Raw genomic sequence first — 26,005 nt, 5'->3', positions numbered from 1 at the left:
TCAATCGTTCGTCCCCCGCCGATCCCCCCGTCGAGACAGATCCTGTGAGAACGCCCGCTTTCCTCGCCTCCGTGCTCTGCCTCGCCGCTCCGGCGGTCGGGGCGGACAAGTTCGACTGGCCCCAGTGGCAGGGGCCGGACCGCGACGCAGTCTCGCAGGAGACCGGGTTGCTGCAGGAGTGGCCCGAGGGCGGCCCGCCGCTGGCGTGGCGGGTCGAAGGACTCGGCGGCGGCGATTCGGCGCCCGCCGTAGCTGACGGGCGGATCTTCGGGATGAGCGCCCGCGACGGGAAGGAGATCGTTTGGGCGTTGTCCGAAGCCGACGGCGAGGAAATCTGGATTACGACCTTGGGCGACGCGGTCGAGCAGCGGGTGCCGCAGTCCCAGGAAGGGCCGGCGTGTACACCGACGGTCGACGGCGACCGTTTGTACGTCCTCGGGATGGGCGGGAGGCTAGCCTGTCTGAGCGTCGACGGCGGGGACGTTCTCTGGCAGCGCAGCTTGGTCGACGACTTCGGCGGCGTCGCCCCGACTTGGAGTTATCGCGAATCCCCGCTGGTCGACGGCGACAAGGTGGTTTGCACGCCCGGGGGACCGGAGGCATTGTTGGCGGCGCTGGACAAGCTCACGGGCGAGACGATCTGGAAGACGTCGCCGCCCTCGGCCTCGGATCAGGCGGCCGGTGAGGCTTCGCCTCGTTCCGCCCCCGATGGCCGCGAAAGCCGGGGCGACGCTGGCCGGCCGCCCCAAGCGGAAACGGCGGATCGTCGGGGCGACGATCGGAACTCGGCTCCGCAAATCGCCGGCACGAAAGACTCGGCCCTGTTCCAGAGCGAACGCTGGGGGATGACTGGTTTCCAGAAGGAGATTCCCGACGGAAGTTACCTCGTGAAACTATATTTCGCGGAAACCTACGCGGGCATCACGGGCTCCGGCGAGCGGGTTTTCTCTTTCGATGTCGAGGGGAAAGAGTTCGAGGACTTCGACATCTGGGAGAAGGCCGGGGGCCGCGATAAGGCGTATATCGAATCGGTGCCCGTCGAAATCATGGACGGTCGGCTCGACGTGACGTTCACCCGTCAGGTTGAGAACCCGGCGATCAAAGCGATCGAGATCATCCGGCGGGGAGACGACGCAGAAAACGTCGCTCCCATTCGCATCAACGCCGGACGGACCACGCCGTTCACGGATTCCGAAGATCGAGTCTGGCTGGCGGATCAGGGTTTCGTCGGCGGCCAAGGCAATCCGGGGACCATGAACTTCGGCGGCGCCTCTCCCGCCGGCGCCCCAGCCGGCCAGCGTCGTGGCGGCCGTGGGGGATTCGGCGGCTTCGGCGGCGGTCGCTCGGGAGCGGCCTACTCCTCGCCCATCGCCATCGACTTCGAGGGGGAGCGGCAATATGTGCAACTCACCTCCGACGCGCTCGTCGGCGTCGCCGCGTCCGACGGCAAGCTGCTGTGGCGGTACGCCGCCCCGGCCAACCGAATGGGCATTAATATCTCGACGCCGATTTACCGAGACGGCATCCTGTTCGCGTCCTCAGCCTACGGCAACGGCGGCGGAGCGGCGAAACTGATCGAGGAGCCGGGCGGCGGCGTGAAGGCCGAGGAGGTGTACTTCGCCCGAGAGATGCAGAACCACCACGGCGGCATGATCGTGACCGACGGCGCCTTGTACGGGGCGAACGGCGGTAACGAGGGCGGGTTCCTGACCTGCCTCGATTTCGCCACCGGCGACGTCCTGTGGCGGGACCGCGACGCCCCCAAGGGGTCGTTGGTGATGGCAGACGGGCGGCTCTACCTGCGGGCCGAAGGGGGCGAGTTGCTTCTGATCGAGCCGTCACGGGAGGAACTCATCGTCAAGGGCCGGTTCGACCAACCGGACCGCACCTCCCTCCCCGCCTGGGCTCACCCGGTCGTGGCGAACGGAAAGCTATACGTCCGCGATCAGGGATTGTTGCTCTGCTACAACGTGAAAGCAGAGTGAACCCCCCGGCGCGGCCACGGGCGCTGGCCGGCCGGGAGGCGGAGATCGTCGCGGCGATCGGCGAGTACGCGAACCGAACGGTCCGCCGGTTGAAGGGTCGATCTGGGGCTGCCGTGCTGTGACGAAGGGCTGCGGAGAGAACTTCGCCGGCTCGGTTTTCGTTATAGAAGACCCCGCGGCCTAGTCGCCGCCCTCGACCGGCAGTTCCTGGGCCCGCCAAGCGCCCCAGCTGCCGGGGACGTTGGCGACGTCCGCGAAGCCGCCGCGTTTCAGCAGACTGGCGGCGATGCTGGCCCGGTAGCCGCTGCCGCAATAGCAGGCGACGGGGCACTGCTTGTCGAGGTCCGGCAGGTCGCCGTCGCGCATCTCGCCGACGTAGAAGTGCGTGGCCTCGGGCACGCGGCCGGAGTTCCACTCGCCGTCGTTGCGGACGTCGAGCACCTGCACGTCGCCGCGGCGCTCGTTCAACTCGTTCACGCTCAGCTCGCGGACCGTCGCCAGCGGCAGGCCGTCGCCGTTCCACGCGGTCATCCCGCCGGCGAGATAGCCGGCGAAATCGGTGAAGCCGACGCGGTGGATCAGCGTGACCAGCTCCGGAATCTGCCGGTCGTCGTAGGCGACGAGCAACAGCGGCCGGTCCGGATCGAGCATGTCCCCGGCCCAGACGCTCAGTTCGTCGCGGTCGCCGATGTTGATCGACCCGGGGATATGCCCGCCGCCGAAGGCGAGCATGTCCCGGGTATCGAGCAACTGCACGTCGTCGGCTTCGCTCCGCTGCTGAAAAGCATCGACCGACAGCGGCGGGCAGGTCGGTTCGTGGGCGAGGTCGTACGGTTGGAGGTTCGCCTTTTTCAGCCGGGGGTAGTGGGCCGGCACCGGCGGGGCGCCCTCTTTGACGAACTCCAGGAACGCGTCCTCGTCGTCGATGTTGAGGGCGTCGTTCTCCCGCTTCTCCCGGCCGATCGTGGTGACCGGCCGATCGCCGATGTCGGCGCCGCAGGCGCTGCCGGTGCCGTGGCCGGGGTAGACCAGCACGCCGTCGTCCAGGTTGCGGAAGTAGTCCCGCATCGTGCGGAACAGCTTCTTAGCCAGCTCCTCGGTCTCCTCCTCGCCGAGCAGGTCCGGCCGGCCGAGGCTGCCGACGAACAGCGAGTCGCCGCTGAAGACGCCCCACGGGGCGTCGACGTCCTCGCCGTCCGCCGCCTCGAAGGCCAGGTGCTCCGGCGTATGGCCGGGGGTGTGGCGGGCGGTCAGCGTGACGTCGCCGAAGGTGAGCCGGTCGCCGTCCCGCAGGCGTTTCACCTCGTCGCCGTAGTCGGGGTCCTCCTCGCCGCTGACGCAGACCGTGACGTTCCCGCCCAGCCGCGCCCGCAGAGCCCGACTGCCGCTGAGGAAGTCGGCGTGGATGTGGGTCTCGATCGCGTGGGTGATCGACAGCCCGTGCCGCTGGGCGAGTTCCAGATAGATCCCGCAGTCCGGCCGCGGGTCGATCACCGCGGCCGTCCCGGCGCCGCTGTCGCCGATCAGGTAGGAGAGCTGGGCGATACCGGGGGTGTTGATCTGTTCGAGCACGAGCATCACTCACCGTCCTTTCCGGTGCGGGCGTCGACGTAGTTCTTGACCATGTCCTTCAGCTCCGGCTGATCGCACTCGAAGCCCATCTCCTCGGCCTGCTTCAGCGTCTCCTCGCCGCTCATGCCGCGTTCGACGGCGACGTGCATCATCACCATCGCCCCGGCCCGCTTGCCGCTTTTGCAGTGGGCGAAGACCGGCTTGGGCAGATCGGCGTACTTGTGGCGGAATTGATCCACCAAATCCGGCCCCATGGAGTCTATCGAAACCGGGACGTTGAGGTACTCCAGCCCTTCGGCCCGCACCTTGTCGCCCTCGGCGGACGGGGAGAGCGGTTGATCCTCCTCCCCGTCGGTGCGGAAGTTGACGACGGTCTTGAAGCCCTCGCCGGCGAGTTCGCCCAGTTCCGCTTCGCTCGGCTGCGGACCGACCGTGACGTCGTCGTTGACTTTCATGAGGTTCTGCATGGGAGACTTTCAGGGGGGGAATCGGCGGACAGGAAACGCTAACGCTTCGGAGCGCTCCGATATTGGGGATCGACAAGTCCCGGGGGATCGGGGGATCTCGCACGGACTTGGCGCCGCCGGAGATCGAAGCGGGATCACGACAGCGGGAACGGCTGCATCCACAACGAATTAACGGCCGCAGAAATCCGGCGCCCCGCTGGGGAGTCCGACGACGTCCGCCGCAACCCACGGACTCCCCACGCCGCCTGAGACACGACATCGAACCTGAGACGCGCCCCTGGTCGGGGGCCGGAAGTAGCGAATTACCGCTCCGCGATCCGCCGGCGCATCCAATCGACGTTCAACGTTTTTTCCACCAGGTCGAGCGGAAGATAATAATAGGCGTTCGAAGCCTCGAAGCCGATGCGGGAATCCGCCCGCGTCAGGTCGTAAAGCTGCCGGGCGAACGCGTCTTCGGCGTCGAGCGTCGCGGCGATTTGCTCGCGCGTCTCCGGCGTGTCGTCCGACGACAACCGATCCCGAAGCGCGATCCACCGCGCCTGCGCCGCCGTGCTGGCGAAATGCAGATGGGCGGCGCGGGCCAACCGCAGATCCTCCTCCACGACCGCTCGCCGATCCGGCGCCGCAACGGACGCCGCCGCTTCGAGGCGGTCCAGCCCGACCTGCCAGCCGGCGGCCAGCTTGTCGAATTGTTGAATGAAGACGTCCCGCGGGTAGGGGCCGCGCCAGCCGTCCAGATCGTCATAGGGAAAGCCGATCATCGTGGACGCCCGGCCCGTCGGCGCTGCGTGCAGGAGGTTCGCCGGGCCCATCTGTTGGGGCCCCCGATACACCGTCGCCCCCGAATAGGGATATTCTTGAAAGGCCTCGCTGAAGGCCGTCCAGGCCCGCCGCACGTTTGGAGCGGCCGCGTCGCCGTAACGATCGACCGCGATTTGCTGAAGCACGTCCTCGGCCGCCGCGGTCTTGTCCGTCAGCAGGCGATTCATCACCTCCAGGTTCGGCGACGGATAGCCCCCGAGGGACCAGCTCAGCATGACGCCGTCGACGCCCGCGTCTCGCAGCCGGGTCGCGTGCTCGGCGACCAGATCCGGCACGGGCAGCCACGGCGTCGCGGACAGCTCCCAGGAATTATTCACCTGCACTTTCGCCACGGTCCGCAGTCCGCGATCACGGGCCGTCTTCCACTGCTCCGTCGCCCGGGGGCCGGGGCCGACCGCGGAGACCGAATACTCGCCGATCCGACTCTCGACGCCCCCGCGCTCGATCGGGAGATGCCACTCGCTGACCGACATCAGCCACGTGTCGCGGGGGAGCTGCGCGATGTGGTCGGGGGCGAGACCGTGCCCGTTCCAGCCCCAGTCCCAGGCGATCACCTTGGCCTCTGGATCGCCCGCGTGTACCCCCTGTTCGACGACGGCGTTGACCTCCCCAATGATCTCCGCGGCGGACCGCGAGCCGCAACGCGGACAGTCCGCGTGCCGGCCGTGCGAGGCGCAGTTGGTCAGGTTTTCGCTGGCGGTGATCGTGAACGCGCCGCCCAGCCCGGGCGCCTCGCGGAAGACATGGGTCAGTGCGTTCCGCATCCAGTCCCGGACGCGGGGATCGCTGGTGCACAGCGCCGCCAGCTCATTCTCCTGCACGCCGCGGAGGTCCGGGCGATCATTAAAGAACGAGAGCGGCATCGCCCGCGGCTCGTTGAGGTAGAGATAAAGCTTGATGCCGTGCCGCTCCGCCCGTTCGATGAGCCGCCGGAGGTTCGCCAGCCGACGCTCATGGTCCTTTCCGAATTCGGGAAAGTCCGGGCCGCCCGGCGCCAGTTGCCGCAGGACGACGTGCAGCCACACGCCGTTCACCCCCCGGGCCGCCAATCGTTGCAGCAGGCCTTCCGGATACGGGTCGACCGCCGGGTCCAGCAGCGGATCGCCATAGACGGCGAAATAGGAATAGAGGAACCGCGGCCCCCCGGTCGCCGGCGCCGAATTACTGGGACTGACCGGATCGCCGGCGCCCGTCGCGGCGACCGGCGCCGCAAGATCGTCGATAAACGCGAAGCGGGCGTCGCCGGTCGGCGACGATAGATCGCCGAACCGCTGGGCGACGAGGTCCCGAATCTCCGCGGCCCGGCGCCGCTCCGACTCGCTCGGCGCCCGCCAGCGAACCGGTTCGCACAGGGGCTTGGAACGTCCGAATTTACTATAGAGGAAGTCGTCTTCGTGCAGCAGGAAGGCCAGTTCCTCCGCGTCCATCTCCAGCAACGTTAATAACTGATCGTACGGCAACAGGTGCCAATTGCGGCGGAGGACCGTCTTGTAGAAGTACGGTTTAAAGCGATCGGGGATCGGCTGATTCGCCGGCAAACCCATCGACGCGGCGAGCGCTTCAATCTGCGCGGGTTCGGCGCCGACCGTGCGGGCAATCCGGTCCGCGGGCAGGATCGGCCAGTTTCGCCAAACGACCGCATGCAATCGGCTGGGGAAGTGATCGATCGCGAGCGCGGGGGGCTGATCGCCCCGGGGCAGATCGACCTCGTCTCCCGCCGCCGAAGCTCCCCCGCCGAGGACCGCCGCGAGGAACAGAACCGGCAGAACACGGCGCATGGCGGAGGGGCGGGCTGAGAGGAAACCGGCGGGAGACGCGGGACCATTGGATCGCCTCCGCCGCCGCGACGCGACCGAGCGGAGAGAGGGCCGATACGGTCCCGTTTTGATCCCGTGGACCAGTAAGAAGACCGGGAGAGAGGCGATCGGGGCGCGGCACGCGTCGTCCACGGGCCGCGATCCGCGGGCGGTTGTGCCGTTCCCCCGCGAGACCTAGCGTGAGGAACGGGCGGGCGGATCGGTCAGTCATCCACTTCAGCGGCGTCTCGTTATGCGGATCTTCGCCCTCGCGCTCGTCGCCACGTGGATGATGGTCGCCGCTCCGATCGGGGCGCTCCGAGCCGGGGAGACGGCGTTCCGATTGGCGACGTTCGACGTCGACGCCACGCCGCCGGTCGGGGCGCAGATGGCGTACGACCCGGTGCGACGCGTCGACGAACTGACGCTCCGCTGTCGCGGCCTCGTGCTGCTGGGGGCGGACGCGCCGATCGTGCTCTGCGCCGTGGACTGGATCGGCATCGCCAACGGAGCCCACGACGCCTTTCGCGAACAATTAGCCGCCGCGGCGGGCACGACGCCGGACCGCGTCGCCGTCCATACGCTGCACCAGCACGACGCCCCGGGGGCCGACTTCACGGCCGAGCGGATCCTCGCGGACCTCGGCGTGACGAACTATCGACGGTTCGACAGCCGGTTCCCGCGCGAGGTGCTCCGTCGCGTCGCCGCCGCCGTCCACGAGGCGATCCCCAGCGCCCGGCCGATCACCGCGTACGGCTGGGGCGAGGCGGCGGTCGAGAAGGTCGCCTCCAACCGCCGCATCCTCGGTGCGGACGGGAAGGTGCGGGCCGTTCGATATACCACGACGCGCGACCCGGTGCTGCGAGCCTTGCCCGAAGGCGTGATCGATCCGGACGTCTCGCTATTGAGCTTTTGGAACGGAGACGAGCCGGTCGCCGTGCTCAGTTATTACGCCTGTCACCCGCAGAGCTATTACCGAACCGGCGTGCCTAGCTCCGATTTCCCCGGCATCGCTCGGTTCGTCCGCGGCCAGTCCGTCCCGGCGGCGCTGCACGTCCACTTCAACGGGGCCGGCGGCAATATCGGGGCGGGGAAATACAACGACGGCGACAAGCGGAACCGCATGACGCTCGCCCTCCGGCTCGCGGACGGCATGGAGCGGGCTTGGGACGATGTCGAGAAAGTCCCGCTGCGGGCGGGCGATGTCGGCTGGCGAACCGTGCCCGTCACGTTGCCGCCCGGGGATCACCTGAACCGGGAGGCGCTGATCGAGTCGATCAAGACGGAGCCGGCGAGCGGCTATATCGCCGAAGCGGATCAACTCGCCTGGCTGCTCCGCGCTGAATCCGGGCACACGATCGACGTGAGCTGCCTGACGGTCGGCGACGCCCGCGTCCTGCACCTGCCGGGGGAGTTGTTTGTGGAATATCAACTGGCGGCCAAAGCGATGCGGAGCGACCTGCATGTCGCAATGGCGGCGTACGGGGACTACGGCCCCGGCTATATCGGCACGGCCGTCGCCTATGACGAAGGCGGCTACGAAACGAGCGAGCAGGCCTCGAACGTCGACCCCGGGGCGGAGAAACTCCTGATGGACGCGATCCGCGACCTGCTCGAAGCGCCCGCCGCCGACCGCGCACCCGCCGCGGAGGAATAATGCGACCGGTCCGAACATATGCGGGACGGATCGCCCCCCCGTCCCGGATCGCCGCGGCGATGCTGACGTTCGGCGCCGCGATCGGCCTCGCCTCAGCGGCCACGGCTCAGGACGCCGATGTACAGCCCACACAGGCACAGGCCGACGACTACGCAGCCCAGCTCCCCCGCATCCCCCCACGGTCGCCGGCGGAGGGGCTCAAGTCCCTCCAGACGTTGCCGGGATTCCGAGTCGATCTGGTCGCCGCGGAACCGCTCGTGACGGACCCGGTGGCGATGAGCTTCGACGCCGACGGGCGGCTCTACGTCGTCGAAATGCGGGACTATTCCGAGCAGGACAAGGCCCATCTCGGACGCATCCGATTGCTGGAAGATACGGACCGGGACGGCACGTTCGATCAGGCGACCGTGTTCGCGGAGGGGCTCTCCTGGCCGACGGCCGTGATCGCCTACGACGGGGGCGTGTTCGTGGGGACGCCGCCGCTGATGCTCTACCTCAAGGACACGACCGGCGACGGCCGGGCGGACGAGCGGCGGGTCGTCTTCGAGGGGTTTGATCGCTCGAACGTGCAGGGGTTGATGAACAGCCTCCGCTGGGGACTCGATAACCGGATCCACGGCGCCACGGGGACGGCGGGCGGCACGGTCGTCCGTTCGGACGTGCCCGACATGACCCCCGTGGCCCTCGACGGACGGGATTTCTCGTTCGATCCCCGGACCCTCGACCTCCGAGCGGAACCGGGCGGCGCCCAGCACGGGATGGGCTTCGACGACTGGGGCCGGAAGTTCAGCAGCGCCAACAGCGACCACCTGCAGTACGTCGTCTATGAACCGCGGTACGCGGCGCGATTCCCCGAGCTGACGGCGCCGCGCGTGCGGCACAGCATCGCGGCCGACGGGCCGCAGGCGCCGGTGTTCCGGCGTAGCCCGGTCGAACCGTGGCGGACGCTCCGCACGCGGCTGCGGGTCGCCGGCGCCGCCCCCGGCCCGGTTGAGGGCGGGGGGACGCCGGCCGGCTATTTCACCGGGGCGACCGGAGCCACGATCTACCGGGGGGACGCGATGCCCTCCGAACGCGGGCGGGCCTTCGTCGCCGACGTCGGCAGCAACCTCGTGCATCGCAAGGCGGTGACGTTCGAGGGGGAGGGCGTCGTGCCGATCGCCCGCCGCATCGACGAAGCGACCGAGTTCCTCGCCTCCGATGACATCTGGTTTCGGCCGGTGCAGTTCGCCAACGCCCCGGACGGCGGGCTGTACGTCCTCGACATGAGTCGCGAGACGATCGAGCACCCGAAGTCGCTGCCGGACAGCATCAAGCGGCATCTCGATCTCACCAGCGGCCGCGACCGGGGACGGCTCTATCGGATCGTTCCCGACGACTACGCGCACCGGCCGGCACCGACGCTCTCCGGCGCCGCGACCGACGAGCTAGTCGCCCTGCTGGCCCACGACAACGGCTGGCACCGCGAGACCGCCGCCCGACTGCTGTACGAACGGCAGAACCCCCGCGCGTTCGGTCCGCTGCGCACGTTGCTGGAAACGAGCGACCGCCCGCTCGGCCGGCTGCACGCGCTCGCGGTGATCGACGGTCTCGGTCTGCTCGACGAGGCGGCGGTTCTCGCCGGCCTGCGGGACGAGCATCCCCGCGTCCGCACGTTCGCCCTGCGACTGGCGGAGCGGTTCCCACGGTCGACGCCGGTCCGCGAGGAACTGACGCGGTTGGTCGACGACCCCGATCCGCTCGTGCGGTTCCAGCTCGCCTTCACGATCGGCGAGTTCCCGACCGGCTGGCGGGCGCCGATCGCCGCGGAACTGCTCACCCGGTTCGGCGACGACCCGTGGATGCGGTTCGCGACGTTCAGCTCCCTGTCGACGGGGGCCGGCCGAGTCGTTGCAACGCAGCTCGCCGCGGCCCCCCGCGAAGGGACGGAGGGGGCTGTCGGGGCGCTGGCCGAACTGATCGGCCGGCAGGCGGACCCCGCCGAGGTCGCCGCCGTATTGCAGGCGGCCTCCCGCACGCCGCAAGCCGATTCGCGGGCCGCGACGGTGCTGACGCAGCTCACCCGGGGACTGCAGAACTCCCGCAACCCGGTCGCGGACGAACTCGCCGCCGGCGACGGCCTGGCGGGGATCCTCGAAGGTCTGCTCGCGACGGCCCGGGGCACGCTCGACGCCCCGGACCGGCCGCTCGACGAGCGGGTCGCCGCGATCCGCACGCTCGCCGCCGGCGCCTCGCCGGAGGACGTCCGGCGGCTGCTCGACCGCCTCGACCCGCGGGAGCCGGCGGCGGTCCAACGCGCGGCGTTCGAAACGCTTTCCGCGACAAACGACGACTCGATCGGGGGGGAGTTGGTGCGGCGTTGGCCCAGCCTCGGCCCGGAGTTGCAGGATGCGGTCTTCGACACGCTGCTGTCGCGCATCCAGTGGAACGACGCCCTGCTGACCGCGATCGAGTCCGGCGAGGCGCCCCGCTCTCGTTGGAACCCCGAACGGCTGCGGCTGCACCGAATCGCGGTGAACGCGGAGACCGCCGCCCGCATCGACGCGATCCTCGCGAAGACGGAGGTCGGCGACCGGAACGATGTCCTCGCCGAGTACGGCGCCGCGCTCGACCGTCCGGGCGACCCCGAGTCCGGCCGGCCGGTCTTCCTCAAGCGCTGCGCGAGCTGTCACCGCGTGGGGGAGGACGGAACGACGATCGGCCCGAACCTCGTGGCTGCGACCGCCCGCGGACGGGAGACCCTGTTGGTCAACGTGCTGGACCCGAACCGCGAGGCGAACCCGGAGTACCTCAGTTACGTGGCGCTGCTCAAGGACGGCCGGACGCACACGGGCCTGATCGCGGAGCAATCGGCGACCGGCGTGACGCTCCGCCGCGTCGACGGTCCCGACCTGACCGTCCGCCGGGAGGAGATCGTGCTGCTCCAAAGCAGCGGCCTGTCGCTGATGCCGGAGGGACTCGAACGCGAGATCACCCCGCAGCAGATGGCCGACCTGTTCGCGTTCCTGGAAGGTTCGCCCTGAGGAACGGCTCTCGCCCGCCGCCGCCCCCGCACCTCCTTCGGCGATGAGACCCCGAAGAGTTTTGAACCCCCAACCGGCGGGACTTCCGCGTGGAGAAACCGTCGCTGGCGGAGGCGAACCGTCGAAGACTGCGGACGAAGTCCTCGGTTTCACTCCGTCCAGAACTCCACTTTCCCGTCGTTCCTTCGCCGAGCGCTCAACCTTCGCTGAGGGCCCAAGCGAACGAGGCGGCGGCGGCTTCATTTCGCGATCGCGTTGCCGGGCAACGCAAAGCCTCAAACAGCGGGATCGTGTTCGGCGTCGTCGGTCGATCCGGCCGCGGGCGGTTCGTCGGGGGCGTCGATCTGGTCGTCGCGGAGGTCCGCGGGCGTGCCGCGGCGGCGGATGAGGCGGGCGGCGCCGGCCTCGACCCACAGTTCCGGCGGGGCGGCGTGGCTGAGGAAGCCCAGCGGACTGGCGGTACGAGCGTAGGCTCCGGATTGAAACACCCCCACCAGGTCGCCGACCCGTGGAGCCGGGACCGCCGCGGCCCGACCGAGCATGTCCAGCGGCGTGCAGAGCGGGCCGACCAGCTCGGCCGGGGCGTCGGCCGCCTCCCGCAGCCGGTTGACGACGGCGAGCGGGTAATTCCGCTTGATCGTCTGGCCGAGGTTCCCGGACGCGGCGAGGTGATGGTGCATCCCGCCGTCCAGCACCGCGAACGTCTTGCCGCGGGAGGACTTCACGTCCGTCACCCGGGTCAGGTAGACGCCGGCTTCGGCGGCGAGAAACCGGCCCGGTTCCAAGACCACACGGGCCTCGGCCAACCGCGGGTCGGCGCCGCGGTCGGCTTCGAGTTCGCTCAGTCCGTCGGCAAGGGCGAGGAGGTCCAGCGGGGTTTCGTTCGGGAAGTACGGAACGCCCCACCCTCCGCCGAGGTCCACCGTACCGACCGGCCGGCCGGTCCGGTCGGCGAGCCGGCGGGCGAGGGCGAATCCGTGCCGGTACTGGGCGAGCAGCACGTCCGCGTCGAGGATCTGCGTGCCGGTGAACAGATGCAGGCCGTCGACCTGCAATCCCGCGGCTTCGCTCTCGTCGACGGCGTCTTCGAAGCGCTCCTCGTCGACGCCGAACGGGCTGGGCCGGCCGCCCATCCGCATCGCCCCGCCCTGCACCGCGGCGTCCGGGTTCACCCGCACCGCCAGGCGGGTGCGGAGCGGCGAGCCGGCCGCGATTCGGGCCAGTCGGCGGGCCTCGCCGACGGATTCGAGGTGCAACTCGCCGACGCCCGCCTCCGCGGCGAGCCTCAGTTCCGCATCCGTCTTCCCCGGCCCGGCGAAGATGATTTCGTTCGCCTCGCAGCCCGCATCCAAAGCCTGCCGCAGTTCGCCGGCGGAGGCCACCTCGATTCCGCAGCCCCGGCCGAGGAAGAAACGCAGGAACGCGGCGGCGGGATTCGCCTTCATCGAGTAGAACAGCTCCCACCCGGCCGGCAGCGTGTCGCGGACGGACCGCACCGCGTCCGACAAAATCCCGCCGTCGTAGGCGAACAGCGGGGTGCCGAACCGTTCGGCCAGCTCGCCGACTGGCACGCCGCCGACGACCAGTTCCTCGGTCGAGTCCGGGAACCGTCGGGCAATCAGCGCGGCGACGTGCGGGGGGAGCGGGTCAGGCACCGGCGGCGGTTTCTTCGGGGGGGCCGTGCAGGGCCGCGGCTTCCGTGCGGAGGGCGGGATAGTCGGTCTTGCCGCTGGCGGTGCGAGGCAGACCGTCGCGGGGTTCGACGGCCCCGGGAACCATGTGGGCCGGCAGGGCCGCGGCGCAGGCGGCCCGGACGGCGGCGGGGTCGACGTCCGCGGGGGCGACGAACGCGATCACCCGCTGGCCGAGCGTTTCGTCCGGCACGCCGACGACCGCGGCCTCCCGCACGCCGTCGGCGGCGGCGACGGCGGCCTCAATTTCGGTGGGGCTGACGCGGAACCCGCTGGTCTTGATCTGCCCGTCCCGCCGGCCGACGAAGTAGAGGAACCCGTCCTCGTCCGTCCGCACGAGGTCGCCGGAGTAGCAGACCCGGTCCGGCTCCGCCCCGCCGGGCGGGGGGAACGGGTGCGGGCGGAGGACCGCCGCGGTCTGCTCCGGCCGGCCCCAGTAGCCGCGGGAGACGGTCGGCCCGTGGTGCACCAACTCGCCGACCTCGCCGGGTCCGCAGAGGCGACCGTCTTCGGCGACGACGAGGATCTCCGTGTTCGGGATCGCCTTCCCCATCGAATCCGGTCGGCGGTCCAACTCGGCGGGCGGCAGGTAGGTCGAGCGGAAGGCTTCCGTCAGCCCGTACATCAGCACGACGTCCGCGGCCGGCGCCGCGGCCCGCAGCCTGTCCAGTAACGCCCGCGAGACCGCCCCGCCGGTGTTCGTAAGGTACCGCAGCGCCGGCAGTTCGGCCTCCGCCAGCCCGGCCCCCGGGGCCGTCAGCCGCGCCCAGAGCGGCGGCACGCCGGCTAAACCGGTGATTCGCTCCGCCCCGAGCACGCGGACCAGATCCCGCGGCAGCACGAACCGGATCAGCACGCACGCCGCCCCCTGTCGTACGGCGGTCGTGAGTTGATTCAAACCGGCGTCGAAGCTGAACGGCAGCGCCGCCAGCAGCCGGTCGGTCGCGACGATCGACAGGTAGTCCGAAACGATCGACGCCCCGGCGAGCAAGTTCGCGTGCGAGAGCATCACGCCCTTCGGCGATCCCGTCGAACCCGACGTGTACAGCACCGCTCCGAGGTCGCGGTCCACGCCGACGTCCGCCGGCGGCGTCGCGTCCGCGGCGCGACACAGGTCGTCCCAGTCACGAACCGGCGCGGGGAATCCCGGAGCGCCGTCCGCCCCGCCGACGGCAACGACCTGCTCCAGATCGGGGCAGCCGCCCGCCGTCTCCGCCAGTTCGCCCAGTCGGTCGGCGGCGGTGACGAGAACCCGCACGCCGCAGTCCCGCAGGATGTGGCCCACCTGCGACGGCCGCAGCCCGTGGTGGATCGGCACGAACGCCGCCCCCGCCGCGCTCACGCCGTAAATCGCGATCGGCAGTTCGAGCGAAGGTCCCAGAAAAATCGCGACCCGGTCCCCCCGCCGTACGCCCAACCCCCGCAGCCCGTTGCCCAAACGGGCCGCCGCCGCGGCGAACTGCCCGAACGACAGCCGTCGGTCCTTGTCGACCAGCGCCTCCGCATCAGGCCTGCGGGCGGCGGAGGAGAACAGCGTGTGGTGCAGGAGGTAGTCCATCGGGCCGATCAGTTCTCCGCCCGCCCGGCCCCGGAGCCGCGCTTCGACTCGACGAAGCGGGCCATCGCGGCCACGGACTCGAAATGCTCGCCGACGACCTCTTCGTCCTCGACGTGCACCTCGAAGCGGCTCTCCAGAAAACCGACCAGGTCCAGGACGCCCAGCGAGTCGACCGCCCCGCTGTCCAGCAGGGAGGCGTCGTCGGACAGGTCGCGCTGCGCGGCTAAAGGGAACTGCTCGCGGACGAATGCGCGGATCGCGTCGGCGGGGTCGGGTGCGGCGTCGGTCATGCGGGCTCGGGGGCGGGGCTTGCGGAGGTGAGGCGGAGGAAGGGGACGGCCAAGGCAACCGCGGCGACGGCGCTGCCCAGCAGAACGGCCGCCCCGGCCCCCGGCGCGGCGTAGATTGCCGAAAGCGGGACGGCGGCCGCGACGGTCGTCAGCAGGCCGGCCAGCATCGCCCGGAATCCCACTTCCGGCCGGTCGATCGCGGAGAGCCCCGCCTCAAACGCGGTGCTGACCGACCACGCCAGCGGCGCCAGCCCCAGCAGCAGGATAACCGGCGCGGCGGACGCGAACTCGGTCCCGTACAGCAGTCCCAGCAGCGGCCCGGCGGCGACCAGCAGACCCAGCCAGAACAGCCCGGCGAAGGCCGTCAGCGCGACCGCGGCCCGCACCGCCACGCGGCGGACCGCTGTCGGACCGCCGGTGCGGCGGGCGGCGGCGGTCTGGGCGACCAGCAGGCTCGCCACGGCCAGAATCAACGGGTTGCACAGCAGCACGACGTTCTGCGCCGCCGCGAACCGTCCGGTCGCCGCTATTCCGACCGCCGCCGCGAGCACCCACTGCGGGGCGCTGCCGTTCACCTGGCCGCACAGCTGCGCCGCCAGAACCCAGCGACCGAACTGCCAGCTCCGCCGCCAGTCCGCGCCGACGCGGCCAGTCCCCAGCCGGAACACGGTCCGCGACCGGGCCAGCCAGATCGATCCCGCGATCAGCCCCGCCGCCGCCGTCGCCGCCAGCGCCGTCAACGCCGTCAGGCGTCCGGTCGCCCACAATCCCGCCAACGCCCCGAGTTGCAGCGCGGCCAGGCCGCCGTCCACCGCCAACGCGGACCGCAGGCGTAGATGGGCGAAGCTCATCCGGCGGGCGAACTCCCAAAGCAGCGACAGCGGGACGGCGGCGGCCGTCACGGCGAGCACGATCGCAGCGGTTCCCGCCCCGGCCGCCGCCGCGATCCCCGCCGCCGCCAGCAATGCGACGGCCAGTCCCCCGCCCAACGCGGCGTGATGCAGCAGTGCGCTGCCGGCGTAGTCGGAGTCGACCTCGCCCTCCCGCAGCACGGTGTACGGCTTGGTCACGACCGCTTCCTGCGCCACGCCGGCAAGGATCAATCCCGCCATCGCCAAGGAGTAGAGGCCCAGCTCCTCCTCCCCCGCGGCCCGCCCGACCGCCACGGTGGTAACGAACCGCGTCCCGCTGACCAGCCCCTGATCCAACACCGCCAAGACCGGATCGGACGCGGACCGCCTCCACGCCGACCGCACCGCGCCCCGCACGCCGGCCGCCGGCGGGGACGGGTCGGTCGCCGGGTCGGTCGCCGGGTCGAGCAACGCGTTCGTCACAGCACGAGTTTCCGGCAGTGAAACGCCTCGGCCACCCCGCTGACGGCGTTCGCCTCCACGCCCCGCAGCCGCAGTAGCCCGCGGAACGTGTCCGCCGTGAACCACCGCCGCGCCGCCTGCGAGGGAAACGCCTCCGCCAGCTGCGCGATCTTTCGGTCGGCGGTGGAGGCGTCCAGCGGCACGAACAGGTTGGGCGGGGCGAGGTCGCCCTCGTACTTCGGGATCTCGTACTCGAAGATCAAGTGATCCCGGAAGGCGCACCAAGTCAGTTCCGCGACGGCCCGGTGATCCTGGTGGGCGTCGTCCCGGCGATGGGTGAACACGATGTCCGGCGAGACGCCCGCGGCAAGTTCGTGGAAGCGATCCTTCAAGCCGCTGTCGAACGGGAAATAACTGTCCCGGAAACGCTCGACGTGGACGGCCCGTTCGCCGGCGTCGTTCAGGAACAGGTCCGCCCCGCGCAGAGCCTCGTCGCGGCGCTCCCCTTCGCCGCTGAACACGACCCAGGTGACGCGCACGCCGGGGTTCTCCGCGAGCAACCGCAGCAGCGTGCCGCCGCAGCCGATCTCGATGTCGTCGGGGTGGGCGCCGAGGCACAGGACCTCTCGCACGCCCGTCAGGGAGGGATGGAACACCGGATCAGCGCCCGCCGGCGGTCGGGACCGCGGGGCCCGGGACGCGGGGCCGCCAGACCTCCCAGGGGGCGTTTCCGTCGGCGTAGAGGTCGTCCAGCATTTGTTTCTCCTTGAACGTGTCCATGCAGCCCCAGAACCCTTCGTACCGCAGCGCGGAGAGCCGTCCGGCGTGGGCCAGCCGTTCCAGCGGCTCCGCGACGAGATCCTCGCCCGGCCGCAGCGCCTCGAAGATCGCCTGGTCCAGCACGAAAAATCCGGCGTTGATCCAGGTGTCGGTCTGAGTCACGTCCCTCAACTCCCGGACCTGGCCACGTTCGTCCATGTCCACGGTATGGAAAGTCTGAGAGGGCTTGACCGTCAGGAAACTGGCGGTCGCCTCCCGCTCCCGGTGAAACCGGACCAGGTCCGGAAGGTGCAGGTCGGCGAGGCCGTCGGCGTAGTTGGCCAGGAACGTTTCTTCGCCGTCGAGATGGGGGCGCACCGCCCGCAGACGCTCCCCGATCGAGGCGGTCGTTCCCGTGTCCACGAACGTGATGTTCCAATCCTCCAGGTCGCGGCCCGCCAGATGCACCCGGCGGCTGTGCCGCCGACCGCCCGCGGCCGTCGTTTCGGCGCCGCGGCGCTCGCCCACGCCGCGGCGTTCGGGTCCGAACGACAGCGTGAAGTCATTGGAGACGCACTCGTCGTACTCCAGGAAATACTGCTTGAACGCCCGCGCCCGCCAGCCGAGGCAGAGGATGAAATCCGTATGCCCGTAGTGGGCATAGTATTTCATGATATGCCACAGGATCGGCCGGTCGCCGATCTCCACCAGCGGCTTGGGGATCGACTCCGAATACTCCCGCAGGCGCATCCCGAATCCGCCGCAGAACAGCACGACTTTCATAGCGACGGGATCACCGGGGCGGGGGAGGGGAAACGGGGGCGCCTAGATGTAGGTCGCTTCCGGGATCGGGACGGCCAACGCGCCGCCCCACTCTCGAACGTAGGTCAGTTGCGCGGCGATCTCTTCCTTCAAGTTCCAAGGCAGGATCAGAACGAGGTCCGGCCTGGTCTCCGCGATCCGCTCGGTCGGATACACGGGAATGTGCGTCCCCGGCAGGAACTTGCCGTGCTTATATGGGTTGCGGTCCACGACGTAGTCCAGGAAATCCGTCCGCACGCCGCAGTAGTTCAACAGCGTGTTCCCCTTCCCCGGGGCTCCATAGCCGACGATCGACTTGCCGGCCCGTTTGGCGTCGATGAGGAACTCCAACAATTTACGCTTCGTCTCTTCGACGCGGCGGCCGAAGGCGGCGTAGGTCGCCATCTCCGTGAGCCCGGCGGCCTTTTCCCGCTCGATCAGGTCGGTCACCGCCGACGTGACGGGTTTCGCATCGTCCGCCTCGTGCCGGGCGTAGATTCGCAGAGATCCGCCGTGCGTCGGGATCTCGTCCACGTCGTACAGCGTCAACCCGTGCGCGGCGCACACCCGGCGGAGCGTCAAGAGCGAGAAGTAGCAGTAGTGCTCCTGGTAGATCTGATCGAACTGATTGCCCTCCAGCATCGTCAGCCAGTGCGCGACCTCGACGGTGACGACCCCGCCCGGCCTTAGCAGCAGCCGCATCCCGCCGAAAAAGTCGTTCAGGTCGGGCACGTGGGCGGCGCAATTATTCGCGACCATCAGGTCGGCGGAGACGCCCTCGGCGGCCAGTTCCTGCGCGGCCTCCACGCCGAAGTACATCACGCGGGTCGGCACGCCCCGCTCCTCCGCGGCGGCCGCGCAGTTCGCGGCCGGCTCGACGCCCAGACAGGGTACGCCCTTCGCCACGAAGTTTTTCAGCAGGTAGCCGTCGTTGCTCGCCAGTTCCAACACGAAGCTGTCTGCGTTCAACCCGAGCCGGTCGGTCATCCGGTCGGCGTAGTCGGCAGCGTGCTTCAGCCAACTGTCGCTGAACGAACTGAAATACGCGTACTCCCCGCCGAATATCTCCCGCCCGCTGACGTATTCCTCGACCTGCACCAGATAACACTCGCCGCAGACGTACGCCGCCAGCGGGTAGAACGGCTCCGGCCGGTTCAGTTCTTCCGCCGTCAGGAAGTTCTCGCATAGCGGCGAAGTGCCGAGGTCCACCACTTGCTGTCGCAGCGCGGCCCCGCCGGCGACTGTCGGTTTTGCGGGGCCGACGGGCGATCAGGCGAACGCCGCGGGGGCGTCGGCCCAGTCCGGGCGGGACTCGGCGTACCGGTCGATCAGTTCTTCCGGCAGGTGCGTGAAGTCCGCGGCCCTCAGGTAGTCCATCGTCGTGGTCCCCCCGCAGGCGCTGTCGACGTTGGGGGCGCCGCGGCCGGCCTCCAGATCGTCCCGGTGGACCGTACGAAAGTCGATGCTCAACCGGGTCCGCCCGGTCTCGTTCGGCACGGTCGAGTGCAGATGCGCCGCCGAGAACACGATCAGCCCGCCCGGCTCCGGCACCAGCTTCAACGCCGGCTCTAATTCCAGCTCCTCCAGCGCCTCGGACTGCACCCGCGTGTCCTTTTTTCCCTGGTCGTGAGCCGCTTTGCGACCGCCGGTCTGCCAGTCCTGATAGTTGAACCCCGCCGACGAGTTTCGGATCGCCCGGTCCCAATAATGCGGGTGGAAGGCCATCGCGTTGCCGGGCTCTATTTCGTACACCGGCAGCCACCAGTTCAGCTGGCACTGCGGCGGGGAGTACCACGTGTCCCTGTGCGGTTTGAAGGCGTACGCCAGTCCGCTGGTGAGGTACCCGTGGGAGGTCGCCGTCCGCAGCCGGGGCACGTCGGCGTAGGTGCGGTCGAGGTCGCATCCGGCCCCCGCCAGCACCTCGCGGATGAGGGTCTTACTATCCGGGTGGTGGATGAACTTCGGCTTCAGATCCTTCAGGACCGCGTTATATTCATCGACCGACAGGACGTGCTGGGCGTCCCGCGGGTCGTGCGGGGCGAACGCCTCTTCGGACAGCGTTCGCGCGAACGCGCAGAACGCCCGCGTGGCGGCGTTGGCGGCGTCGACGTAGATCGCCCCGGCGTAGAGGTTCTCCCGGCGGCGATCGTCCGGGTGGTCGGCATTAAAATAAACGGCCGTCATGTGTGAGATCCGAGAGATAGGTCGGCGGAGCGATCGTCCGTGAGGAAACCGTGAGCGAGCAGGGCGTCGGCGGCGGCGGCGACGGCGGCGAACGGCAGGCCGGACCGCTCCGCGATCGCCAACAGCGACCGCGACCCGTCCGACAGATTCAAGACCCACTGCACCGCCCGCTGAGCCGCGGCCCCGGCCGGGTCGGCGCCGAACGCGGCGTACAGCCCGCTCGGCCCCAAACGCGGCTCGCCGAACGGCTTGAGGTTCCGGCAGGTGCGGTCCCGTTCCAGCACGTCGAAGACCGCCGCGCAAACGCCCAGCGCCCCGGCCAGTCCCGCGGCGGAAACGAGCGACAGGTCGTCCGCGGAGGTGTGATACTCCGGGTACTCGCCGTCGGGCGTGCGACTCAACGCGGCGACCGGCAGGTCGAACCCCGGCGAGCAGAACTGCCGCTGGTCGTACCCGAAGGGCGCGAACTCCCGCACCTCGTGCGGTTCGCCGGAGGTCTTCAAAACGTGCGCCGCGGCCCGGTCGACGGGGGAGTCGCCCCGCCGGCTGCGGCGGAGCGTGAACGGCCCGTCGTCCCCGCAGCAGGCGAGCGTCAGCCCCCCGAACATCCGGTCCGCACAGTCCCGGTTCCCCGCCAGCCAGGCGATCGCCCCCACCGTCGCCGGCGCGAACAGGAATCGGTACGAGAACCGCCTCCGCGGACGCTCGACGAGGGTCCGGGCCAATTCGGTCGCCACGGCGATTCCGCTGACCCCGTCGTGGGCCAGCGATGGGTGGCAGACGTGCGTGGAGATCAACACCTCGTTCGGCCCGTCCGGGGCCGGTGCGGTCGGGGGGAGGACGAACTCCGCGTAGGTGAGGGAACCGTCCGCAACGGTCGCGTCGACCCGCAGTTCGTACTCCCGCTCCCCGCGGGCGGCGAGTTCGTCGTACTGCTCCTGCGAGACGCACAAACCCCAGTCCGCCCCCGGTTCGCAGGTGCGAAACGGCACGTCCGCCGGCCGGCCCGGGGCGGTCCGCAGACGCCCCTGCAGTTCGGACCACGAGACGCGACGGTCGACCGGGGCGGAGCCGCTGAGCACGTGCAGGTTCGATTCGCCGAAGTCGACCAGGCGCACGCCCGGCGGATCGGCGGGGTCGCGGAGGAACGCGTCGCGGACGTTCCACTCCGGCGGGACCTCCCAATCCAGGATCGGCGTGCCGGTGGGAACCTCCGTCATCGTCCACTCCCCGCCGCCGGTCGGCAGACGGTCGGCGAGGAGCGCCAACGACTCTCGCACCCCCGCGCCCGTCTTCGCCCGGCAGATCGGAAACAGTTCCGTCAGCAGCGCGAGCATGCGGTCGCCGGCCTCGCGGCCCGGGGCGTCGATCGGCGGCGGGGGGGCGGTCGCCACGGGACTAATTAAACTTCCGATAGACGGACTTCGACGGCGGCCCGACGAGATATTCGCCCACGCCGTCCTCCAGAGCGCGCAGATAGACCTCCATCGCCCCGTCGAAGGCGGCGACGGTCTCCTCCACGTCCCGTTCGCTGTGGGAATAGGAGATCACCAGCGACGGCCCCAGCACGCCGCGGCGGATCAGTTCCTGAATCAGCAGACTGCGGAACTCCTGGCTGGCGTTCCCGTCCCGGTCGCGGGCGCCGAACACCAGATTGCACGGCGGGCCGAACAGCGGGATCGCCTCGAACAGCCCGCGCTCCCGGGCGACGGCCTCGATCCCGTCCCGCAACTGCGCCCCGCGTTCGGCCATCGTTTCGATGACCGGCTCCCGCTGGTAGACGCGCATCGTCTCGATCGCCGCGGCGAGGGCGTGGGTCTCGGCCCCGTGCGTCGTGGAGAGCAGGAACACCCGCTCCCGGTCGTGCCGCAGGCCGCCCAATTCCATCAGGCTCCGCTTGCCGACCAGCGCGGAGACCGAATGCCCGTTCGCCAGAGCCTTGCCGAACGTCGACAGATCCGGCGTCACCCCGTACAGAGCCTGGGCTCCGCCCAAGTGATAGCGGAACCCGGTGATCATCTCGTCCAGCACGAACACCGCCCCGTGCTCGCGGCACAACGCTTGAACCTTGTGCAGAAAGCCGTCCGCCGGCTCGTCGTACTTAGCCGGCTCCAGGATGACCGCGGCGATCTCGCCGGGGTGCGCCTCGAACAGCCCCCGAAGGCTCTCCGGATCGTTGTAGCGGAACGTCAGCGAGAGATCCTTGACGCACTGCGGGATGCCGGCGTCGAAGGGGGTGGTTCCGATAAACCAGTCGTGGATCGCGAAGAACGGGTGATCGCCGCAGACGGCGACTTTCTCCCGGCCGGTCTGGGCGCGCGCCAGCTTCAGGGCGCCGGTGGTGGCGGTCGAACCGTCCTTGCAGAACTTGACCATCTCCGCCCCGTCGATCAGGCCCAGCAGCTCTTCGGCGCACTCCACCTCGATCGGATGGGGGCGGGTGAAGTTCGTGCCGGTCGGCAGGTGTTTGCGGACGGCGTCCAGCACGGCGGGGAAGGCATGCCCCAGCGCGACGGCCCGGCAACCCATGCCGTACTCGATAAAGCGGTTGCCGTCCGCATCCCAGACGTGGCAGCCCTGTCCGCGAACGATGAACGGCGGGGCGTTTGCGGAGAGCTGATCGTCTCCCTTGGCATAGGTGTGGCACCCGCCGGGGATCAGTTCGTGCGCCCGCTCCCGCAAGGCGTCCGTCGCCGGAGAGACGCGGCGGGGCGGGGACGCGGCGGGCATAAAGTAGAACTGCGGAGCGTGAGGCGACGGTCCGCAAGCTTAGAGCCAATCCGCCCCTCGAACGCTCGGGCCGCCTGGGAGAACGAGGCGAACCGGGCGGAACCGGCCGACCGTGCGGGATCGGTCGGTTTCGCCGGGCGATTCGGTCAGGCCGCGTCGCGGTCGGAAATCGAGCCGCGGCCTCAGCGGGCGGCCGGGCGGTTCTCCAGCGCCGCCTCGTAGCCGGCGATTTGCCGCTCCGAGAGCGCCCTCACCGCCGCGGGGCCGGCGTCGCCCCCGGCCGCGTCCTCCAGGGAGAAGCAGTCCCGGTACCAGCGGGCCGTTTGTCGTAACGCCTCGTCCACGTCCCAGACCGGCTTCCAACCGAGAACCCACATCGCCCGGTCAATCGAGAGGTGCAACAGGCCGGCCTCCCGCGGGTGGTTCCCGTCGCTGACGTCCTCCCAGCCTCCGGCGCCCCATTCGGCGGCGAGGGTTTCGACCACCTCCCGCACGTTCAAAGCGCGGCCGGGCAGCGGGCCGATGTTGAAGCCCGAACAAACCGCCGACAGCCGCTCCGCGTCGTTCGCGTCGGCGGTCAACAGGGCGGCGGCGCTCGTCAGATAGCCGTCGAGCGCCTGCAGGACGTGCTGCCAAGGGCGGTAGGCGCCGGGACTGCGGAGCCCCACCGACTCCCCGCGGCGGAGGGCGGCGACGGCATCGACGATCAACGCGTCGCGGGTCCAGTCGCCCCCGCCGATCACGTTGCCGGCACGCACGCTCGCCAGCCGCACGCCGTGCTCGCCCAGCCGCTCGGTCGGAAAGAAGGAATGCCGATAGGCCCGAATCGCCAACTCCGCCGCCCCCTTGCTGCCGCCGTAAGGGTCGTGGTCTCCCATCGGGTCGGTCTCGCGGTAACCCCAGACCTGTTCCACGTTCTCGTAGCACTTGTCGCTGGTCACGCAGACGACCGAGACCGGCGCCCCGCCGGACGTCGCGGACCGCGTCCGCACCGCTTCGAGCACCGCGGCGGTGCCCATCACGTTCGTCTCGAACGTCTCGAACGGCTCTTCGTACCCCGTCCGCACCACGGACTGCGCCGCGAGGTGCAGGATCAGGTCCGGGTCGCACTCGTCGATCGCCGCGGCCAGCGCGGCCCGGTCGCGGACGTCCCCGCGGAGATCCCTGGCCAGCGTGTCGCTGATCCCGGCGGCGGCGAAATGACTGGGGTCGGTCGGCGGGTCGAACGCGTACCCGGTCGCCTCCGCCCCCAACCGCTTCAACCACAGGCAGAGCCAGCTCCCCTTAAATCCGGTGTGTCCCGTGACGAACACCCGGCGGCCGGCGAAGACTCCGCCGAACGGCGCGGGCGGGGACGGGTCGGACATCGCGATGAAACGGAAGCTGGGGAACGGCGGGAGGGGCGATTCGAACGGCGATCCTGCCCCGAAGACCGCCCCTCGTCCAGACGGCGGCCGGAACGGGGCGTCTCAGGCCGGGTCCGCGTTTGAGGGCAGCCCGAACAGGCGGCGGACCCGCTCGCTGATCTCGTGGGTCAGGTCCGGCAGGGTCGTGAGGGCCAGCAGCGTGACGTCCGAGTACAGGTTGTCGATCCGCTCCGGCGGGACGCGCTCCGACTTGAACAACGCGTTCGCCGGCGCCCAAAACTTGAACCCCCGAGGGAACCGCAGGCCCGGAACCAACCGCGTATCCACCGCCGCGAACCGCACTTGATACCGGTCCAGCAGCGCCGCCCGGATCGCCGGCTCACGCTTCAGGAACAGATCCCGGTCGCTGAAATAACTGACGTGCACGTAGGGCAGTCGGTGTCGCAGAACGTGGCCGTGCAGCACGAGACAACGGGCGCCGCCCTCCTCCACCAACAGCGGCTCCACCGGGTAGGGGCGGTGATCGGTCAGCAGGCGGCGTTCCTCGTCCGAGACGCGGTTCGTAATCTCGTCCGCGTCGAACGACAGCGTGACGCCCGCCGGCGTCCGTCCGATTCGACCCGGCGGCGGGAGGATTGTGAGCTGCGAACTGAGGTCCGCGAAGCCTAAACGTCGCAGCACCGCGCGGACCCGATCGCCCGGCGTGAAGTGAGTGATCGTGTAACCGCGCAGCCGCGTGATCGGCCGCAGCAACGCCAGGCTGTGCCCGCGGCGGTCCTCGCGGACCCACCAGGTGTGGAGATTGCAGAACCGTTCTTCCCGCCCGTCCACCGTCCGTCGGCTGAAGATCATGCCGAGAAAGCCGATCGCCTCGCCGTCTTCCAAGAGCGCATAGCCGGCGTGGCCCTCCGGCTTCTCCCAGGCGTAGTCGAACACGTTCCGCCACTCCGCCTCCCCGGAGAGCGGGTCGTCGTCGCGCAGGAACGCATCGTAGAGCTTCGGGAACAGGTCCGGGGTGATCGGCGCGAGCGTCGCCATGCGGCAGCGTCGGGGGTCGGGGGAACGGCGGCTGGAAACGGCGACTGGAAAAGCGCTGGCTGCGGCGCTCGGGGCAAGCGGCGAAGAGCGGCCCGTACGGCGGTCGGGCGGCGGCGGTAGTCGGGCGGCGGTCAGGCGATGACGAACTCGCCGTCGAACCCCAGGCCCGCCGCTTGTCGTCGGATCTCCTGCTCGTACAGGGCGTTCGAGAGAATGACGACGTCCGGCGGGTTCTCGGCGAGGGCCGCCGGCGGGAGGATCGGATGACCGGTCCCGGGAAGGAACCGGCCGTGTTTGTCCGGGTTCGAATCGACCACGAAGCCGATCACTCCGTCGCCCGGCGCAGCAAGGGGCAGGGAGTTCAAGAACGTGACCCCCTTGCCCGCCGCCCCCCAAAACGCCGCGGTCTTGCCGGCCGACCGCCAGCCCGCCAAGCGGTCGGACCACTCCGCCCGCTTCGCCCGGTGCGCCGCGCTGAACGACGCCAATTCGGGGGGCAGGCCGTCCGGTTCCAGATCGTCCGGCGGGTCGGCGGCGGCGGGGTCGGCGGCGGCGTCGACGAAGGCGTACTGATCGCCGGCGTAACAGTTCCCGGCATCGGTCACGGTCAGCCCGGCGTGTCGGAACAGCGCCGCCAGCGACGCCGCCCCGAACAGGTTGCACTGCTCGTAGTGCACGCTCCAGATCTCCCCGCGGCCGAGCGCCCGGCGGGCGTCGAACACCTCGAAATACAGCCCCGCCCCCCGATCGCCCGACATGTCCCGCACCGTGCGGAGCAGCGCCGCCGGCTCGGGGACGTGTTCAAACGCGGACAAGCAGCAGACGAAGTCGACCGGCGGGTCGTTCGCACGACGGGCGGTGCGGTCGTCGAAGTAGGCCCGGATCAGTTCGACCGCGCCGCCGCCGGCCGGCTCGCGGCCCTCGCGGGGGGCGGTCGGGTCCACGCCGACGC

Annotated in this window: 18 protein-coding genes and 1 pseudogene; 3 read left to right on the top strand and 16 right to left on the bottom strand. The window is 70.0% G+C overall.

Annotation, left to right across the window (positions count from 1 at the left end):
• Nucleotides 1–44: 44 nt before the first annotated feature.
• Complete coding sequence (locus LzC2_RS22110; protein WP_171184532.1) at nucleotides 45–1,985, top strand: outer membrane protein assembly factor BamB family protein; 1,941 nt, start codon at nucleotides 45–47, stop codon at nucleotides 1,983–1,985.
• A gap of 180 nt (nucleotides 1,986–2,165) precedes the next feature.
• On the opposite strand, the gene LzC2_RS05325 is transcribed toward LzC2_RS22110, so the two are convergent.
• The 3 genes from LzC2_RS05325 to LzC2_RS05315 form a co-directional block, all read right to left on the bottom strand.
• Complete coding sequence (locus LzC2_RS05325) at nucleotides 2,166–3,563, bottom strand: MBL fold metallo-hydrolase (protein WP_171184530.1); 1,398 nt, start codon at nucleotides 3,561–3,563, stop codon at nucleotides 2,166–2,168.
• The gene (locus LzC2_RS05320) at nucleotides 3,563–4,024 is read right to left on the bottom strand and encodes a protein tyrosine phosphatase family protein (RefSeq protein ID WP_171184528.1); all 462 of its coding nucleotides are present in this window, start codon (nucleotides 4,022–4,024) and stop codon (nucleotides 3,563–3,565) included. Before LzC2_RS05320 ends, LzC2_RS05325 begins: the two co-directional genes overlap by 1 nt.
• Before the next feature lie 302 nt (nucleotides 4,025–4,326).
• Complete coding sequence (locus tag LzC2_RS05315) at nucleotides 4,327–6,624, bottom strand: hypothetical protein (RefSeq protein ID WP_171184527.1); 2,298 nt, start codon at nucleotides 6,622–6,624, stop codon at nucleotides 4,327–4,329.
• Nucleotides 6,625–6,895: 271 nt separating this feature from the next.
• Between LzC2_RS05315 and LzC2_RS05310 the strand changes: the two genes are divergently transcribed.
• Both LzC2_RS05310 and LzC2_RS05305 read left to right on the top strand, forming a co-directional pair.
• Nucleotides 6,896–8,299 (top strand): hypothetical protein, encoded by a 1,404-nt coding sequence (locus LzC2_RS05310; RefSeq protein ID WP_206678568.1) that lies wholly within the window; start codon nucleotides 6,896–6,898, stop codon nucleotides 8,297–8,299.
• Between the two features lie 59 nt (nucleotides 8,300–8,358).
• On the top strand, nucleotides 8,359–11,322 hold the full coding sequence (locus LzC2_RS05305; protein WP_171184525.1) for a PVC-type heme-binding CxxCH protein: 2,964 nt from the start codon (nucleotides 8,359–8,361) through the stop codon (nucleotides 11,320–11,322).
• A 275-nt stretch (nucleotides 11,323–11,597) separates the two neighbouring features.
• Here the strand turns inward: LzC2_RS05305 and LzC2_RS05300 are convergent, their stop codons facing one another.
• The 13 genes and pseudogenes from LzC2_RS05300 to LzC2_RS05240 form a co-directional block, all read right to left on the bottom strand.
• Nucleotides 11,598–12,977, bottom strand: a complete 1,380-nt coding sequence (locus tag LzC2_RS05300; RefSeq protein ID WP_171184524.1) for a type III PLP-dependent enzyme — start codon at nucleotides 12,975–12,977, stop codon at nucleotides 11,598–11,600.
• A complete protein-coding gene (locus LzC2_RS05295) occupies nucleotides 12,970–14,571 on the bottom strand; it encodes an acyl-CoA ligase (AMP-forming), exosortase A system-associated (RefSeq protein WP_171184521.1) in 1,602 nt (533 codons plus the stop codon). Before LzC2_RS05295 ends, LzC2_RS05300 begins: the two co-directional genes overlap by 8 nt.
• 8 nt (nucleotides 14,572–14,579) lie before the next feature.
• Complete coding sequence (locus tag LzC2_RS05290; RefSeq protein ID WP_171184519.1) at nucleotides 14,580–14,861, bottom strand: acyl carrier protein; 282 nt, start codon at nucleotides 14,859–14,861, stop codon at nucleotides 14,580–14,582.
• The gene (locus LzC2_RS05285; RefSeq protein ID WP_171184517.1) at nucleotides 14,858–16,195 is read right to left on the bottom strand and encodes a lipopolysaccharide biosynthesis protein; all 1,338 of its coding nucleotides are present in this window, start codon (nucleotides 16,193–16,195) and stop codon (nucleotides 14,858–14,860) included. The genes LzC2_RS05290 and LzC2_RS05285 overlap by 4 nt, the downstream gene beginning before the upstream one ends.
• Complete coding sequence (locus LzC2_RS05280) at nucleotides 16,192–16,830, bottom strand: PIG-L deacetylase family protein (RefSeq protein WP_171184515.1); 639 nt, start codon at nucleotides 16,828–16,830, stop codon at nucleotides 16,192–16,194. The genes LzC2_RS05285 and LzC2_RS05280 overlap by 4 nt, the downstream gene beginning before the upstream one ends.
• Before the next feature lie 4 nt (nucleotides 16,831–16,834).
• The gene (locus LzC2_RS05275; RefSeq protein WP_171184513.1) at nucleotides 16,835–17,716 is read right to left on the bottom strand and encodes a sugar phosphate nucleotidyltransferase; all 882 of its coding nucleotides are present in this window, start codon (nucleotides 17,714–17,716) and stop codon (nucleotides 16,835–16,837) included.
• Between the two features lie 42 nt (nucleotides 17,717–17,758).
• Nucleotides 17,759–18,958: a class I SAM-dependent methyltransferase gene (locus tag LzC2_RS05270; RefSeq protein WP_171184559.1), complete on the bottom strand. Its 1,200-nt coding sequence runs from the start codon at nucleotides 18,956–18,958 to the stop codon at nucleotides 17,759–17,761.
• A 45-nt stretch (nucleotides 18,959–19,003) separates the two neighbouring features.
• Nucleotides 19,004–19,918 carry a phytanoyl-CoA dioxygenase family protein gene (locus LzC2_RS05265; protein WP_171184511.1) on the bottom strand — a complete coding sequence of 305 codons (915 nt, stop codon included), beginning with the start codon at nucleotides 19,916–19,918 and terminating at the stop codon, nucleotides 19,004–19,006.
• On the bottom strand, nucleotides 19,915–21,255 hold the full coding sequence (locus LzC2_RS05260) for a DUF4910 domain-containing protein (protein ID WP_171184557.1): 1,341 nt from the start codon (nucleotides 21,253–21,255) through the stop codon (nucleotides 19,915–19,917). Before LzC2_RS05260 ends, LzC2_RS05265 begins: the two co-directional genes overlap by 4 nt.
• 36 nt (nucleotides 21,256–21,291) lie before the next feature.
• Nucleotides 21,292–22,648 (bottom strand): annotated as a pseudogene (locus LzC2_RS05255) (glutamate-1-semialdehyde 2,1-aminomutase); the annotation flags it as partial.
• Between the two features lie 182 nt (nucleotides 22,649–22,830).
• Nucleotides 22,831–24,015, bottom strand: a complete 1,185-nt coding sequence (gene rfbG, locus LzC2_RS05250; RefSeq protein WP_171184508.1) for a CDP-glucose 4,6-dehydratase — start codon at nucleotides 24,013–24,015, stop codon at nucleotides 22,831–22,833.
• Nucleotides 24,016–24,117: 102 nt separating this feature from the next.
• A complete protein-coding gene (locus LzC2_RS05245; RefSeq protein ID WP_171184505.1) occupies nucleotides 24,118–25,053 on the bottom strand; it encodes a GNAT family protein in 936 nt (311 codons plus the stop codon).
• A 131-nt stretch (nucleotides 25,054–25,184) separates the two neighbouring features.
• Nucleotides 25,185–26,005, bottom strand: an 821-nt coding sequence (locus LzC2_RS05240; protein WP_171184503.1) for a methyltransferase domain-containing protein, incomplete at its 5' end; no start/stop codon positions are given.

The sequence above is a fragment of the Alienimonas chondri genome, assembly GCF_013036045.1.
GTDB classification, from domain to species: Bacteria; Planctomycetota; Planctomycetia; order Planctomycetales; family Planctomycetaceae; genus Alienimonas; species Alienimonas chondri.
Note: the sequence above shows the minus strand (reverse complement) of the source record. Positions and strands in the feature narration are given on the sequence as shown.

Excerpts from the sequence above, each read along its gene's own strand:
- LzC2_RS05325 (WP_171184530.1), bottom strand. The coding sequence starts at position 3,563 with ATGCTCGTGCTCGAACAGATCAACACCCCCGGTATCGCCCAGCTCTCC.
- LzC2_RS05320 (WP_171184528.1), bottom strand. The coding sequence starts at position 4,024 with ATGCAGAACCTCATGAAAGTCAACGACGACGTCACGGTCGGTCCGCAG.
- LzC2_RS05315 (WP_171184527.1), bottom strand. The coding sequence starts at position 6,624 with ATGCGCCGTGTTCTGCCGGTTCTGTTCCTCGCGGCGGTCCTCGGCGGG.
- LzC2_RS05310 (WP_206678568.1), top strand. The coding sequence starts at position 6,896 with ATGCGGATCTTCGCCCTCGCGCTCGTCGCCACGTGGATGATGGTCGCC.
- LzC2_RS05305 (WP_171184525.1), top strand. The coding sequence starts at position 8,359 with ATGCTGACGTTCGGCGCCGCGATCGGCCTCGCCTCAGCGGCCACGGCT.
- LzC2_RS05295 (WP_171184521.1), bottom strand. The coding sequence starts at position 14,571 with ATGGACTACCTCCTGCACCACACGCTGTTCTCCTCCGCCGCCCGCAGG.
- LzC2_RS05290 (WP_171184519.1), bottom strand. The coding sequence starts at position 14,861 with ATGACCGACGCCGCACCCGACCCCGCCGACGCGATCCGCGCATTCGTC.
- LzC2_RS05275 (WP_171184513.1), bottom strand. The coding sequence starts at position 17,716 with ATGAAAGTCGTGCTGTTCTGCGGCGGATTCGGGATGCGCCTGCGGGAG.
- LzC2_RS05265 (WP_171184511.1), bottom strand. The coding sequence starts at position 19,918 with ATGACGGCCGTTTATTTTAATGCCGACCACCCGGACGATCGCCGCCGG.
- LzC2_RS05260 (WP_171184557.1), bottom strand. The coding sequence starts at position 21,255 with ATGCTCGCGCTGCTGACGGAACTGTTTCCGATCTGCCGGGCGAAGACG.
- rfbG (WP_171184508.1), bottom strand. The coding sequence starts at position 24,015 with ATGTCCGACCCGTCCCCGCCCGCGCCGTTCGGCGGAGTCTTCGCCGGC.
- LzC2_RS05245 (WP_171184505.1), bottom strand. The coding sequence starts at position 25,053 with ATGGCGACGCTCGCGCCGATCACCCCGGACCTGTTCCCGAAGCTCTAC.